General features: G+C 73.1%; 13 protein-coding genes. All 13 read left to right on the top strand.

The features are described from left to right. Positions 1-78 precede the first annotated feature (78 nt). The 13 genes from murD (at position 79) to GVV76_RS10470 (ending at position 12,854) form a co-directional block, all read left to right on the top strand. The gene (gene murD / locus GVV76_RS08875; protein ID WP_159626483.1) at positions 79-1,563 is read left to right on the top strand and encodes a UDP-N-acetylmuramoyl-L-alanine--D-glutamate ligase; all 1,485 of its coding nucleotides are present in this window, start codon (positions 79-81) and stop codon (positions 1,561-1,563) included. Further along, positions 1,560-2,972, top strand: coding sequence for an FtsW/RodA/SpoVE family cell cycle protein (locus tag GVV76_RS08870; RefSeq protein ID WP_159626481.1), 1,413 nt, complete (start codon positions 1,560-1,562; stop codon positions 2,970-2,972). The genes murD and GVV76_RS08870 overlap by 4 nt, the downstream gene beginning before the upstream one ends. Then, positions 2,965-4,179 carry a UDP-N-acetylglucosamine--N-acetylmuramyl-(pentapeptide) pyrophosphoryl-undecaprenol N-acetylglucosamine transferase gene (locus GVV76_RS08865; protein ID WP_159626479.1) on the top strand — a complete coding sequence of 405 codons (1,215 nt, stop codon included), beginning with the start codon at positions 2,965-2,967 and terminating at the stop codon, positions 4,177-4,179. The genes GVV76_RS08870 and GVV76_RS08865 overlap by 8 nt, the downstream gene beginning before the upstream one ends. Beyond that, positions 4,176-5,678 (top strand): UDP-N-acetylmuramate--L-alanine ligase, encoded by a 1,503-nt coding sequence (murC, locus tag GVV76_RS08860; RefSeq protein WP_159626476.1) that lies wholly within the window; start codon positions 4,176-4,178, stop codon positions 5,676-5,678. Before GVV76_RS08865 ends, murC begins: the two co-directional genes overlap by 4 nt. Then, entirely contained in the window at positions 5,675-6,679 is a 1,005-nt protein-coding gene (locus GVV76_RS08855) for a cell division protein FtsQ/DivIB (protein ID WP_159626474.1), read from the top strand. Before murC ends, GVV76_RS08855 begins: the two co-directional genes overlap by 4 nt. 156 nt (positions 6,680-6,835) lie before the next feature. Next, positions 6,836-8,158: a cell division protein FtsZ gene (ftsZ, locus tag GVV76_RS08850; RefSeq protein WP_159524504.1), complete on the top strand. Its 1,323-nt coding sequence runs from the start codon at positions 6,836-6,838 to the stop codon at positions 8,156-8,158. 14 nt (positions 8,159-8,172) lie between these two features. Next, the gene (pgeF, locus tag GVV76_RS08845) at positions 8,173-8,946 is read left to right on the top strand and encodes a peptidoglycan editing factor PgeF (protein ID WP_159626472.1); all 774 of its coding nucleotides are present in this window, start codon (positions 8,173-8,175) and stop codon (positions 8,944-8,946) included. A 148-nt stretch (positions 8,947-9,094) separates the two neighbouring features. Then, positions 9,095-9,547: a cell division protein SepF gene (locus tag GVV76_RS08840; protein ID WP_159524506.1), complete on the top strand. Its 453-nt coding sequence runs from the start codon at positions 9,095-9,097 to the stop codon at positions 9,545-9,547. A 9-nt stretch (positions 9,548-9,556) separates the two neighbouring features. Then, entirely contained in the window at positions 9,557-9,862 is a 306-nt protein-coding gene (locus tag GVV76_RS08835; RefSeq protein WP_159524507.1) for a YggT family protein, read from the top strand. A gap of 177 nt (positions 9,863-10,039) precedes the next feature. After that, positions 10,040-10,678, top strand: a complete 639-nt coding sequence (locus tag GVV76_RS08830; protein ID WP_159524508.1) for a DivIVA domain-containing protein — start codon at positions 10,040-10,042, stop codon at positions 10,676-10,678. 113 nt (positions 10,679-10,791) lie between these two features. Next, on the top strand, positions 10,792-11,631 hold the full coding sequence (gene lspA, locus GVV76_RS08825; RefSeq protein WP_328703569.1) for a signal peptidase II: 840 nt from the start codon (positions 10,792-10,794) through the stop codon (positions 11,629-11,631). Further along, entirely contained in the window at positions 11,628-12,548 is a 921-nt protein-coding gene (locus GVV76_RS08820) for an RluA family pseudouridine synthase (RefSeq protein ID WP_159626470.1), read from the top strand. Before lspA ends, GVV76_RS08820 begins: the two co-directional genes overlap by 4 nt. 117 nt (positions 12,549-12,665) lie before the next feature. Next, positions 12,666-12,854 carry a hypothetical protein gene (locus GVV76_RS10470; protein ID WP_236263351.1) on the top strand — a complete coding sequence of 63 codons (189 nt, stop codon included), beginning with the start codon at positions 12,666-12,668 and terminating at the stop codon, positions 12,852-12,854. Positions 12,855-12,891: the final 37 nt, after the last annotated feature.

Raw genomic sequence — 12,891 nt, 5'->3', positions numbered from 1 at the left:
CCGCGACGGCGCCCGCGGCGCCTCGCCCCACGGCGCCCTTGGCGCCTCCCGAGCACCTGAAGGAATGGAAGCCCCGAGATGAACGAGCTTGCCGGCGCGCGCGTCGGAGTGGTGGGCCTGGGCAGGACCGGGGCCGCCGTCGTCGACGCCCTGACGACCCTGGGCGCCAAGGTCCACGTCTACGACGGCCGCGCCGAGGCCGTCGAGGCCCTCGCCGCCCCAGTCGCCTCGCGCATGGCGGGCAGCCCCGAGGACATCGCCGCCGCCCTGGGCCCCTCCGATCTGCGCCTGCTCGTGGTCTCCCCGGGAGTCCCCGCCACCGGCCCGATCCTCAGCGCCGCCCAGGCGGCCGGCATCGAGACCTGGTCCGAGATCGAACTCGCCTGGCGCCTCCAGCGCGCCTCGGCGCGCCCGGGCGTGCCCTGGCTCACCGTCACCGGCACCGATGGCAAGACCACGACGGTCGGCATGCTCGCGGCCATCCTCACCGCCGCGGGGCTCGCCGCCCCGGCCGTCGGCAACATCGGCGACCCGGTCATCTCCACCGTCCTGGCTGGCAAGGCCGACGCGCTGGCCGTCGAGCTCTCCAGCTTCCAGCTCCACACCACCCGCACCCTCTCGCCGGTGTCGGCGGCCTGTCTCAACGTGGCCGCTGACCACCTCGACTGGCACGGAGGCCCTGAGGCCTACGCCGCGGACAAGGCGCGCGTTTACGCCCGCGCCCGGCGCGCGGCCATCTACAACTGCCAGGATGAGGCCACCCGCGCCATGGTGGCCGACGCCGACGTCGTCGAGGGCTGCCTCGCCGTCGGCTTCACGCTGGGCGCCCCCGGCCTGGGGCAGGTCGGCCTCGTCGAGGACCTCCTCGTGGACCGTGCCCTGTACTCCGCCCGCCGCGCCGAGGGCCGCGAGATCGCCACTCTGGCCGACCTCGCCCACCTGGCGCCCGGCGGGAGCGCCGACCGCCTCCCGGCCCACATCGTCGCCGACGCCCTCGCCGCGGCCGCCCTCGCCCTGAGCTCGGGCCTCCCCGGTGTCGGACCCGAGGCCGTGGCCCGGGGACTGCGCGCCTTCGCCCCCGGCGCCCACCGCATCGTCACAGTCGCCGAGGCGGGTGGCGTCGCCTGGGTGGACGACTCCAAGGCCACCAACCCGCACTCCGCGCGGGCCGCCCTCGCCGGGCTGCCCGCCGGCACCGGCGTGTGGATCGCCGGCGGGGACACCAAGGGCGCCACCTTCCACGAGCTCGTGCGCGCCGTCGCCCCCGCCCTGCGTGGCGTCGTCCTCATCGGGCGCGACCAAACCGCGATATCCGAGGCCCTGGCCGCCCAGGCCCCCGGCCTGCCCGTCACAAGCGTCGCCGACGGCTCCCCCCGCGAGGTCATCGAGGGCGCCGTGGCCGCCTCGGCCGCCATGGCGCGGCCGGGGGACACCGTCATGCTCGCCCCGGCCTGCGCCTCCTGGGACCAGTTCACCTCCTACGCCGAGCGCGGTGACCTCTTCGCAGAGGCGGCGCGCCACCACGCCGCGAGCGTCGAGAACGGGGATGATGGGCGGTCATGAGCGCCCAGCAACGTCGGCCCGCGGGCACGGGCCCCAGCGGTCGCGCGCGCGGACAGCGTTCTCGGCCACCCGTCATCCCCGCGCCGGTGGAGGGCCCGCCCCCCGGGCGTGAAGCCGCCGCGCCGCCCGCCGCGCCGCCCGCGCATCGGCCCGGGCCCATCGGCCGCGTCCTGCGCCGCGCCGCCAGGCGGATCGGCGGCCCCGACGGGCCCAGGGACGCCGACCACAGTTTGCTGAGTTACTACGCGCTACTGCTGGCCACCGTCCTGCTCCTCACGCTCGGCCTCATGACGGTCTTCTCCGTCCAGCAGGTGGTGTCCGCCGCCCGCGAGCGCGACGCCGTCGTCGACTTCTCCAAGTACCTCATCTTCGCCGGGGTCGGGCTGATCGGCATGTGGGGCATGTCCCTGCTTTCCGAGCGCGCGCTGCGCTACCTGGCGATCCCCGTCCTCGTGGGCGCCACCGCGCTCCAATCGCTCGTCTTCACGCCTCTGGGAACCTGCACCGGCGGCAACTGCAACTGGGTGGAGGTCCCCGGCATCGGCACCGCCCAGCCCTCGGAGTTCATCAAGGTGGGGCTGAGCCTGTACACGGGCCTCATCGCCGCCCGCTGGTTCGCGGAGGGGCGCTGGCAGCGACTGCACTGGCTCGTCAAGACCGCCGCCGCCCTCCTCCCGGCCGCCGCCATCGCCCTGGTCATGGGCGGCGGGGACCTGGGAACTGTCATCATCCTAGGGGTCCTGCTGGCCGGCGCGGGCTGGATGGCGGGGCTGGCCAAGCGCTGGTTCGTGACCATCGGGGCGGTCGGGGCGGCGCTGTTCGTCTTCGCCTCGGTCATCTCCCTCAACCGGCGCACGCGCATCCTCGTGTGGCTCCACCCCGACCGCGACGACCCCCTGGACATCGGCTACCAGCCCAAGCACGCCCGCTGGGCCATGGCCACCGGCGGGTGGCGGGGCGTGGGGCCGGGATCATCGCGCCAGAAGTGGGGCTACCTCACCCAGGCAGAGTCCGACTACGCCTACGCGGTCCTCGGCGAAGAGCTCGGGCTGGTCGGGGCGCTGCTGGTCATCGTCCTGTTCGCGGTCCTGGGCTGGGCCCTGGCCCGGATCATCCGGCGCTCCAACTCCCTGTACGCCAGCGTCGTCGTCGGCGGCATCATGGTGTGGATCATCGGCCAGGCCATCATCAACATGGCCGTGGTGACCAACCTCCTGCCGGTGCTGGGCGTCCCTCTGCCACTGATCTCCCAGGGCGGTAGCGCGCTCATATCCGTGCTGCTCGCCATCGGGATAGCCCTGTCCTTCGCCAGGCGGGAGCCGGGGGCTCAGCAGGCGCTGAGATCACGGCCCGGCGCCGTGCGCCGTACGCTTGCGGTGATCTCGACCCGCAGGAGGAACCGTGCCTGACAACCGCCCCGACGACGCCCTGGCGCGCCCCCTGCGCGTCCTCCTGGCCGGGGGAGGCACCGCTGGCCACGTCAACCCCCTCCTGGCCACCGCCGCGGCCCTGACCGACCCCGCCATGGGCGGCCATCTGGGCACCCGGATCCTCGTCCTCGGCACTCGCCAGGGCCTGGAGGCGCGCCTCGTGCCCGAGGCCGGCCATGACCTCGCCCTCATGCCCCGCGTCCCCCTGCCCCGCAAGCCGGGCCCCGACCTGCTCCGCCTGCCCGGCAACCTGCGCTCCGCCGTGCGCGCCGCGCGCGAGGCGATCGAGCGCGTGGGGGCCGACGTCGTCGTCGGCTTCGGCGGCTACGTCGCCGCCCCCGCCTACCTCGCCGCCCGCCGCGCCGGCGTGCCCATCGTCATCCACGAGCAGAACGCCCGCCCCGGCCTGGCCAACAGGCTGGGCGCCCGCTGGGCCCGCTCCGTGGCCCTCACCTTCGCCTCCACCCCGCTCAAGGCCGCCAAGGGCTCCATCGAGATCACCGGGCTGCCGCTGCGCCCCGCGATCGCCGGGCTCGTCGCGTCCCGGGCCACCGCCGAGGGCGCCGCCACTGCCCGGCGCGAGGGCGCCGCCGCCCTCGGCCTCGACCCCGAGCGCCCCACCCTCCTCGTCACCGGGGGCTCGCTCGGCGCGCAGCGCCTCAACGAGGTCCTCGCCGCCTCGATGCCCCGCCTGCCCAAGGGGCTCCAGGTCCTCCACCTGACCGGCAGGGGCAAGGACACCCCCGTCCGCGAGGCCCTGGAGAGCGCCGCCGGGCAGGACCCGTCCCTTCCGGACCGCTACCGGGTCCTCGACTACCTGACCGCCATGGAGCAGGCATACGCCTGCGCCGACGGCGTCGTGTGCCGCTCCGGCGCCGGGACCGTGGCCGAGCTGACGGCGCTGGGACTCCCCGCCCTCTACGTCCCCCTGCCCATCGGCAACGGCGAGCAGCGCCTCAACGCCGCCGACTGCGTGAGGGCCGGGGGAGGGCGGATCGTCCCCGACGCCCAGCTCGACGCCAGCGCCCTGCTCTCCTTCACCGGCGTCATCGCCGACGCCGAGCAGCGCGCCATCATGGCGGGGGCCGCGGCCGGCGTGGGCGTGAGTGACGGCGCCGCCCGGCTCGGAGCCCTTATCCGAGCCGCAGTGACCAGCAGTGCCGATGCCGAAGGGAAGAAGAAGTGAGCACCAGCGAGCAGTCCACTCATCCGGGGACCTTTGGGCGCTCCGGCCTGGAGGGCCGGGCCTTCCACCTCGTGGGCGTGGGCGGCGCGGGCATGAGCGTCGTCGCCCAACTGCTCGTCGAGCGCGGCGCCACGGTCACCGGCTCCGATGCCAACGGGGGCGAGGCCTTCGACCGCCTCGCCGCGGCCGGGATCGGCGTGGTCATCGGCCACGCCGCCGGCACCGTCCCGCCCGGCGCGACGCTCGTCGTCTCTACCGCCATCAAGGGGGACAACCCCGAGTTGGCCGCCGCCCGCCAGCGCGGTCAGGAGGTCCTGCACCGCTCCCAGGCCCTGGCCCTGGCCGCGCGGGGCCGCGATCTCGTCGCCGTGGCCGGCGCCCACGGCAAGACCACCACCTCCGGCATGCTCGCCGAGGCGCTCACCGAGGCGGGGGAGGACCCCTCCTTCGCTATCGGCGGCGTGGTCCGCGCCCTGGGCACCGGCGCGCATCTGGGCTCCGGCCGCGCCTTCGTGGCCGAGGCCGACGAGTCGGACCGCTCCTTCCTCAACTACGCTCCGCGCATCGCCCTGGTGACGAATGTCGAGCCGGATCACCTCGACAACTACGGCACGCCCGAGGCCTTCGAGGCCGCCTTCGTCGACTTCGCGCGGCGCCTGGTCCCCGGCGGGCTGCTCGTGGCCTGCGCCGATGACCCGGGGGCCGCCCGCCTCGCCGCCTCCGCCGTTGCCGAGGGACTGCGTGTGGCCACCTTCGGCACCGCCGAGCCGGCCTTCCTCGGTCCCAGCCACGAGGCCCACACCCTCTTGCGGATCACCGGCAGGGGGGCGGGCTCCACCTCCGCCGTCCTGACCCGCGCCACTGCCGACGGCGCGCGGGAGACGGTCTCACTCGACCTGCGGGTCCCGGGCGACCATGTGGCCCTCGACGCCGCCGGCGCCTGGACCGCGGGTGTCGAGCTGGGGGTCGCCGGACAGGCGATGGCCGACGCCCTGGGGGCCTTCGGCGGCACGGGGCGCCGCTTCGAGGACCGCGGAGAGGCCGGGGGAGTGCGGGTGGTGGACGACTACGCGCACCACCCCACTGAGATCGAGGCCCTGCTGGCCACCGCCCGCGGGGTCGCCACCGCGCGGGGCGGGCGCCTGCTCGTCCTCTTCCAGCCCCACCTCTTCTCCCGCACCGCCGCCTTCGCCCCCCGCTTCGGCGCCGCCCTAGCCAAGGCCGACGCCGTCGTCGTCGCCGATGTCTATCCCGCCCGCGAGGCTCAGGAGGACTTCCCCGGTGTCAATGGCGGGACGATCGTCGCCGAGATCCCCGGGGGCAAGGCCCGCTTCGTTCCCGACCGCATCGAGGCCGCCCACGCCATCGCCGCCCTCGCGCGCCCCGGCGACCTCCTTCTGACGGTCGGGGCGGGGGATGTCACCGCGCTCGGCGAGGTGGTCCTCGCTGATCTCACGGCGTCGCCCGCCTCCGACGGCGAGGGCCAGGGGGGCCGATGAGGAGGCCTCGCGCTCCGCGCCCGGCGCACGAGCCCGTCGAGCCCGCGGGCGCCGAGGAGGCCGGGCGGGCCCCCGAGCGGGCCGCGGAGAGTGCCCATCCCGGCCCCGCCGCTCCCGAGAGGGCCGGCCCCGCGCGATACCCCGCCGTAGTGCCCGGCGCGGACCCAGCCGCCGCTTCGACCGGGGTCGCCACCAGGGCCGATCCCGGCTCGCTCGGGCGGCTGCGCGAATACGCCGCCTCCTCGGTCGTCTCCACCGGGCTCACCGACCGCCTGGCTGAGCGGCGCCGGGCCGCCCGCTCCCTGAGGCTGCGGCGCCTGACGGGCGCCGTCGTCGTCGTGCTCGTCATCGCCGCGATCGCCTGGGGCGTCCTCTACTCCCCGCTCCTGGCCCTGCGCCCGGCGGATATCACCGTCGTGGGGGCCGAGGACGCCAGCGGCGCGGTGAGCGCCGACCAGGTGCGCGGCGTTCTCGCCGCCCACGAGGGGGAGTCCCTCGTGCGGCTCGACGTCGATCGGCTCGGCGGCGAGGTCGCCGACGGGCTGGTCCGCGTGCGCTCGGCCTCAGTGACCCGCTCCTGGCCCCACGGCCTGGCCGTCTCCCTGGAGCTGAGGAACCCGGTGGCCGCGCAGGAGACCGATGGGGGATACGCGGTGCTCGACTCCGAGGCCGTCGTCCTCGAGACCGTGGCCGAGGCGCCCGCGGGCCTCACGCGCCTGGCCACCGACGGGGCGGGGGAGGGCGCCCCGCGTCTGACCGCCGCGCAGGTCGCCACGATGACGGCCATCATGGGCAGCCTCGACGCCACGACCCGCCAGCAGGTCTCCCGGGCGACGGTGTCCACCGCGGGCCAGGTGGTGCTGTCCCTGGCCAATGGGGCGAGCGCCGTGTGGGGAGACGGCTCCCAGAACGCTCTCAAGGCGCGGGTCCTGGCCACCCTGCTGACCACGCCGGCCAGCGTCTACGACGTCTCCGCGCCGCACAACCCGACGACCCGGTGAGCGCGCGCCTGACACGCCGAGGAAAATCCAGGCAGGTTGCGCCACGGACCCATAGCGTTGCCCTTGTCATCGCAAGAATGACATAAGTATAAACCTCAACGTGAGGTTGAGGGTCGAGGGGAGCCCGGAGGGCTCGCACGAGCGCGGAGGCAGACAGTGGTGGAGTCCCAGCACTACCAGGCGATCATCAAGGTCGTGGGCGTCGGCGGTGGCGGAGTCAACGCCGTCAACCGCATGATCGAGGCCGACTTGCGCGGCGTGGAGTTCCTGGCGGTCAATACCGACGCCCAGGCCCTCATCATGTCTGACGCGGACACGAAGCTCGACGTCGGCCGGGACCTGACCCGCGGCCTGGGCGCCGGGGCCGATCCGTCGATCGGGCGCAAGGCCGCCGAGGACCACGAGGAGGAGATCCGCGAGGCCCTCGAGGGCGCGGACATGGTCTTCGTGACCGCGGGCGAGGGCGGCGGTACCGGCACTGGCGCCGCGCCCGTCGTGGCGCGCGTGGCCCACGAGCTCGGGGCCCTGACCATCGGCGTGGTCACCCGTCCGTTCTCCTTCGAGGGTCGTCGTCGCGCCGCCCAGGCCGAGGAGGGCGTCAACAAGCTCCGCGCCGAGGTCGACACCCTCATCGTCATCCCCAACGACCGCCTCCTGCAGATCGCGGACCGCAACATCTCCGTGGTCGACGCCTTCAAGCAGGCCGATCAGGTCCTGCTTCAAGGTGTTCAGGGCATCACCGAGCTCATCACGACCCCCGGCCTGATCAACGTCGACTTCAACGACGTCAAGTCCGTCATGCAGAACGCCGGCAGCGCCCTCATGGGCATTGGCTCGGCCACCGGCGAGGGCCGCGCGCTGGCCGCCACCGAACAGGCCATCGCCTCCCCGCTGCTGGAATCCTCCATCGACGGCGCTCACGGCGTCCTCATCTTCTTCCAGGGCGGCTCCGACCTCGGCCTCTTCGAGATCTCCGAGGCCGCGAACCTCGTGCGGGAGTCCGTGCACCCCGAGGCCAACATCATCTTCGGCAACGTGGTCGACGGCGCCCTGGGCGACGAGGTCCGCGTCACCGTCATCGCGGCCGGCTTTGACGAGGAGCCCGTCCCTGCGGGCCTCGACCGCGCGGCCTCCCAGAAGAGCGCCCGCCACACCGCTCAGCCGCCCACCCGCACCGTTGAGCCCCGTGGCTCCTCGCACGCGGCGGACCTCGCCTCGGTGACCACCCCGGTCCCGCAGGCGCAGGCGGTCAAGCCCGCCCCGGTGGCCTCCTCCGCCCCCACCGCGGTCCCCCCGCTGCCCGGGCCCGCCGCCCAGGAGCGCCCCGCTTCCGTCCCGGTCTCGCCCTCGGACAACACCGGCTCCGTTCCCGTGTTCGTGGACGCCGCTGCCGAGCAGCCCCCCGTGGAACTCGCGGTGCCCCCGATGCTGGGCGCCGATGCCGAGGACACCATCGACCTGCCCGACTTCCTGCGCTGAGCGCAGGAGCCGGCATGAGGATCCCCGGCCTCATCGAGGCCGACCTGGGCCCCCGCGTCCGCGGGTACTTCACCACCCGCGGCGCGGGGGCCCCCGTCCTGCCCGCGCCGATCGATGCGCGCTACGCCGGGCTCAATCTCGCCACCCACGTTGAGGACGACCCCGCCCATGTGGCCGCCTGCCGCGCCTGGTTGGAGGGTGCCGTGGGCCTGAGGGGCGGGGGCATCGCCTGGATGAACCAGGTCCACTCCGACATCGTCGCCCATGCCCGGCGGGGGAGCACCCCGACCGCCGACGCCCTCATCCTCGACGCGCGCGCCCAGGAGGCCCGCCCCCGGTCGCCGCGCGGCGCCGGAGTGCTGGTCGCCGACTGCGTGCCACTGCTGCTCGCCTCCGCGGACGGGGGCCTGGCGGCCGCGGTCCACGCCGGCCGCAGGGGCCTGCTCGGCGGCATCGTGCCCAGGGCGGTCGAGGAGATGGCGCGGCTCGGGGCGGATCCGTCGGGAATCAGCGCGGCCATCGGCCCGAGCATCTGCGGGCGTTGCTACGAGGTGCCCGCGACCATGCGCGATGAGGCCGCCACCATTGAGCCGGCCTGCGCCGCCACCACCTCCTGGGGGACCCCCGGCCTCGACGTCGCGGCCGGCGTCATCGCCCAGCTCCAGCGCTCCGGCGTCACGCGGATCGCGCCGGGCCAGTGGTGCACCTTCGAGGATGAGCGCTTCTTCTCCTACCGCCGCGAGGGCGCCACGGGGCGCCTGGCTGGTATCGTCCTGACAACAATCTGAGAATTGCCTGATCGTAGAGGTCTTGCCCCATGGTCGCCCGGAGGACACGCCGCGCCCAATCACCGATGCGCGCTCCGATGACCGATAACGTCGCCCACACCGGGAGGCCAGGGGACGCCCGGTGGAGCCAACGGAGAAGGAGCCAGTCATGAGCGCACTGCGCAAGATGTCGACATTCCTCGGATACACCGAGCCCGAGCAGGACCTCTATGCGGAGGACGAGGAGGCCTACGCCCCCGTCTTCGACCAGGCGGCCGAGGAGGCCGAGCCCGAGCCGTCGGCCCCGAGCGCTTATGAGGCCGCCCTGGAGCCGGTGTCGGTGCCCGATCTGCGCCGCATCGTCACCGTGCACCCCTCCACGTACAACGAGGCTCGCGTCATCGGCGAGGCCTTTCGCGACGGCGCGCCCGTCATCATCAACCTCACCGGCATGAGCGAGGCCGAGGCCCGCCGGATGGTGGACTTTTCCGCCGGACTCGTGCACGGCCTGCGCGGCGCCATCGAGCCCATTACCCCGCGCGTCTTCCTCCTCACCCCCGCGAGCGTCGAGATCGACGACGGTGAGGCCGAGGAGCACGGCCGCTTCTTCAATCAGAGCTGAGCCATCGGGGTGGAGGCGTCGCATTCGATCATCTCGATCATCAACAGCCTGCTGAACATCTACATCCTCATCCTCGTGATCAGGGTGGTGCTCGACCTGGTGACCGCGTTCGCCAGGTCGTGGAGGCCCACCGGCCCGGTGCTCCTGCTCGCCAATCTGGTGTACTCCTTGACCGACCCCCCGCTGCGCTTCCTCAGGCAGCGGATCCCCGCTCTCAACCTGGGCTCCTTCGGGATCGACCTGAGTTTCCTGGCGCTCTGGTTCGGCATCATGATCGTCCAGTACCTCCTGGCGATCCTCAACAGACTCCTGTGAGGGGCCGCTCAGAAAGCCCGGTGGACCCGCTCCTCCCCACTCCGGGTGTGACGAGGACAGCGTGATTCGCATCCCTCTCCGGCCCCGCACGGCGTCAGTTCAGGTACTGTAGTCAACGTGAGTCACCGGTTGATCCGGTGCTTGTGACCATGTCCGTAACGACACCGAGGTGACGATATGACGCTGCTGACAGCAGACGACGTCCTCAACAAGAAGTTCCAGGCGACGAAGTTCCGCGAGGGTTACGAGCAGGACGAGGTCGACGAGTTCCTTGACGAGGTCGTCGAGGCGATGCGCCAGCTCGAGGCAGAGAACGTCGAGCTCAAGGCGAAGCTCGACGCCGCCAACCGCCGCATCGAGGAGCTCTCCCAGGCCGCTCCCGCGAGCACCGGCGCCGCCCCCGTTGTGGCCTCCGCTCCGGTTGTCAACGAGCCCCCGGCGGTCTCCGCCCCCACTGCCTCCCCGGCGCTGTCGGCCATGTCGGCCATGGGCGGCAACGGCGATGAGCCCGGCGCGGCCTCCGGCATGCTCGAGCTCGCCCAGCGCCTGCACGACGAGCACGTGTCCAACGGTAAGGCCGAGGGTGAGCGCATCGTCGCCGAGGCCCGCGCCACCGGTGAGCAGATCGTCCGCGACGCCGAGGACCAGCGCAACCGCACTCTCGCCCAGCTCGAGAAGGAGCGCTCCGGCCTGGAGCACAAGATCGACGAGCTGCGCCGCTTCGAGTCCGACTACCGGACCCGCCTCAAGAGCTACCTCACCAACCTCCTCACCAACGTCGAGGAGGGCTCCAGCACCGAGGCCGGCCACATCTGATCGGCCCGGCGCCCCGCGCGCCGGCACCGCATGCCCAACGTCGAGGGCGGCGACCCCAGCCGGGTGGCCGCCCTCGACGTGTGGGCGCGCCGCGCTGACTCTTGGAAGAACCCATGACCGACGACGACATCTCCCAGATCAACCCCACGCCCCTGGGCGGCTCGGAGGCCAGGCCCGCCGACCCGAGCGGCTCGGCCCGGGTCCCCGGGCCGGTCACGGCCCCCGGCGGGCCCGCTCCTGTAGCCGCCCCGGGCGAGCCGGGCGGTTCCGCCATCCCGGGCGAGGATGCCGATGATCCCGCCTCTCACTGCGACGAGACGCCCACTCGCGGAGCGAGCGGTCGGAGCGGCCGCATGGGCGCGCTGCCGGTCGTCTGCCTCATCGCCGCGATCCTCATCGCCGTTGACCAGGTGACGAAGTTGTGGGCCGTCGCGGCCCTGTCCGGGCGCGCGCGGATCCCGATCATCGGTGATCTGCTGGGGCTCGTCCTCGTTCGCAACCCCGGTGCCGCCTTCTCCCTGGCCACGGGCCAGACGTGGATCTTCTCCCTCGTCGCGCTCGTGGTGGTGGTCGTCGTGGTCCGGGCCTCTCGCGGGCTCGGGTCGCGCGCGTGGACGATCACCCTGGGCCTCGTGCTCGGCGGGGCCATCGGCAATCTCATCGACCGGATCGTGCGCGCGCCGGGATTCCTGCACGGGCACGTCGTCGACTTCATCGACTACGGGGGCCAGTTCGTCGGCAACGTGGCCGACATCGCGATCGTCGGCGCGGCCGGGGTCATCATGGTCCTGTCGGTCCTGGGCGTTAATCTCGATGGCACCCGCACGGGCGAGGACGATGATCATCACGGCGCTGACAGTGCCCAGGGCGCGGTGGCCGCGACCGAGGGGGACGGCGAGACGAGGAGGTCCCGGCGGGCCAGGCGGCGCGATGAGTCGGGGGCGGTCTCATGAGCCGGCGCCTCCTGCCCGTGCCCGATGGGCTTGATGGCGAGCGCGCCGATGCCGCTGTCTCCCGCATGACGGGCCTGTCCCGCTCCAAGGCCGCTGAGATCTGCGCCGAGGGCGGGGCCAGGATGGCGGGCGCCCCTCTGGGGAAGTCGGATCGCGTGGTCGGCGGCGCGATGTTGGAGATCGACCTTCCCGATCCCCGGCCCGCTGAGCCCGTGGCCACCCCGGTGGAAGGGATGGGGATCCTGTACGAGGACGAGGACATCGTCGTCGTCGACAAGCCGGCGGGCGTGGCCGCGCACCCGTCGATGGGCTGGGATGGGCCGGACGTGCTCGGTGCGCTCAAGGCGATGTGCGTGCGCGTGGCGACCTCCGGCGCGGCGGAGCGGCAGGGGATCGTCTCGCGCCTGGACGTGGGCACCTCCGGGGCGATGATCGTGGCCAAGGGGGAGCGCGCGTACTCCGTGCTCAAGAGGGCATTCCGGAACCATGATGTGGACAAGGTCTACCACGCGCTCGTCCAGGGGCATCTCGATCCTTCGTCGGGGACGATCGACGCGCCGATCGGCCGGCATCCGAGCCGGGAGTGGAGGATGGCGATCATCGACGGCGGGCGGGAGTCGATCACCCACTACGACGTCATTGAGGTCATGCCGCGGGCGTGCCTGGCGGAGGTGCACCTGGAGACGGGGCGCACCCACCAGATCCGCGTGCACATGGCGGCGGTGGGGCACCCCTGCGTGGGGGATGAGACCTATGGGGCGGATGCGGCGCTCTCGGCGCGGACCGGGCTGGTCCGGCAGTGGTTGCACGCCGTGGAGCTGGGCATCGACCACCCGATCACGGGGGAGTCGATGCGCTTCCGCTCGGAGTACCCGGAGGACCTGGCGCGCGCCCTCGATGCGATGAGGGCCGTATGAGCCTGGCGGGGACGATAGCGTTGCGGATCCCGTCGGCGACGATCGAGCCGATCGGTTTGACCAGCGCGGTCGGCGATGAGTCGGGGCCCGAGGCTGACGCGCTGCGCCGCGGCGGATGTGCGCCTGGAGGTCTTCGTCGACGAGCAGGGTGTGCCGTTCGTGGAGGAGATCGACGCCCGGGACTTCGAGGCGTCGACCATCCATCTGCTCGCGCGGGGGGCTGATGGGACGCCACTGGCGACGGGGAGGATCTTCCTGGAGATGAGGCCCCCTCGGATGGCGAGGTTTGAGGATTCCTTTTTCTGACATCAGGTCACTACCTGCGATGGTGCAGGTCAGCGGG

Origin of the sequence: Actinomyces sp. zg296 (assembly GCF_009829695.1) — a bacterium.
Taxonomy (GTDB): Bacteria; Actinomycetota; Actinomycetes; order Actinomycetales; family Actinomycetaceae; genus Actinomyces; species Actinomyces marmotae.
This window is presented reverse-complemented; position numbering and strand designations above follow the sequence as displayed.

What these genes read in the sequence shown, in the direction of transcription:
- murD (WP_159626483.1), top strand. Translation starts at nt 79, where the DNA reads ATGAACGAGCTTGCCGGCGCGCGCGTCGGAGTGGTGGGCCTGGGCAGG.
- GVV76_RS08870 (WP_159626481.1), top strand. Translation starts at nt 1,560, where the DNA reads ATGAGCGCCCAGCAACGTCGGCCCGCGGGCACGGGCCCCAGCGGTCGC.
- GVV76_RS08855 (WP_159626474.1), top strand. Translation starts at nt 5,675, where the DNA reads ATGAGGAGGCCTCGCGCTCCGCGCCCGGCGCACGAGCCCGTCGAGCCC.
- pgeF (WP_159626472.1), top strand. Translation starts at nt 8,173, where the DNA reads ATGAGGATCCCCGGCCTCATCGAGGCCGACCTGGGCCCCCGCGTCCGC.
- GVV76_RS08840 (WP_159524506.1), top strand. Translation starts at nt 9,095, where the DNA reads ATGAGCGCACTGCGCAAGATGTCGACATTCCTCGGATACACCGAGCCC.
- GVV76_RS08830 (WP_159524508.1), top strand. Translation starts at nt 10,040, where the DNA reads ATGACGCTGCTGACAGCAGACGACGTCCTCAACAAGAAGTTCCAGGCG.
- lspA (WP_328703569.1), top strand. Translation starts at nt 10,792, where the DNA reads ATGACCGACGACGACATCTCCCAGATCAACCCCACGCCCCTGGGCGGC.
- GVV76_RS08820 (WP_159626470.1), top strand. Translation starts at nt 11,628, where the DNA reads ATGAGCCGGCGCCTCCTGCCCGTGCCCGATGGGCTTGATGGCGAGCGC.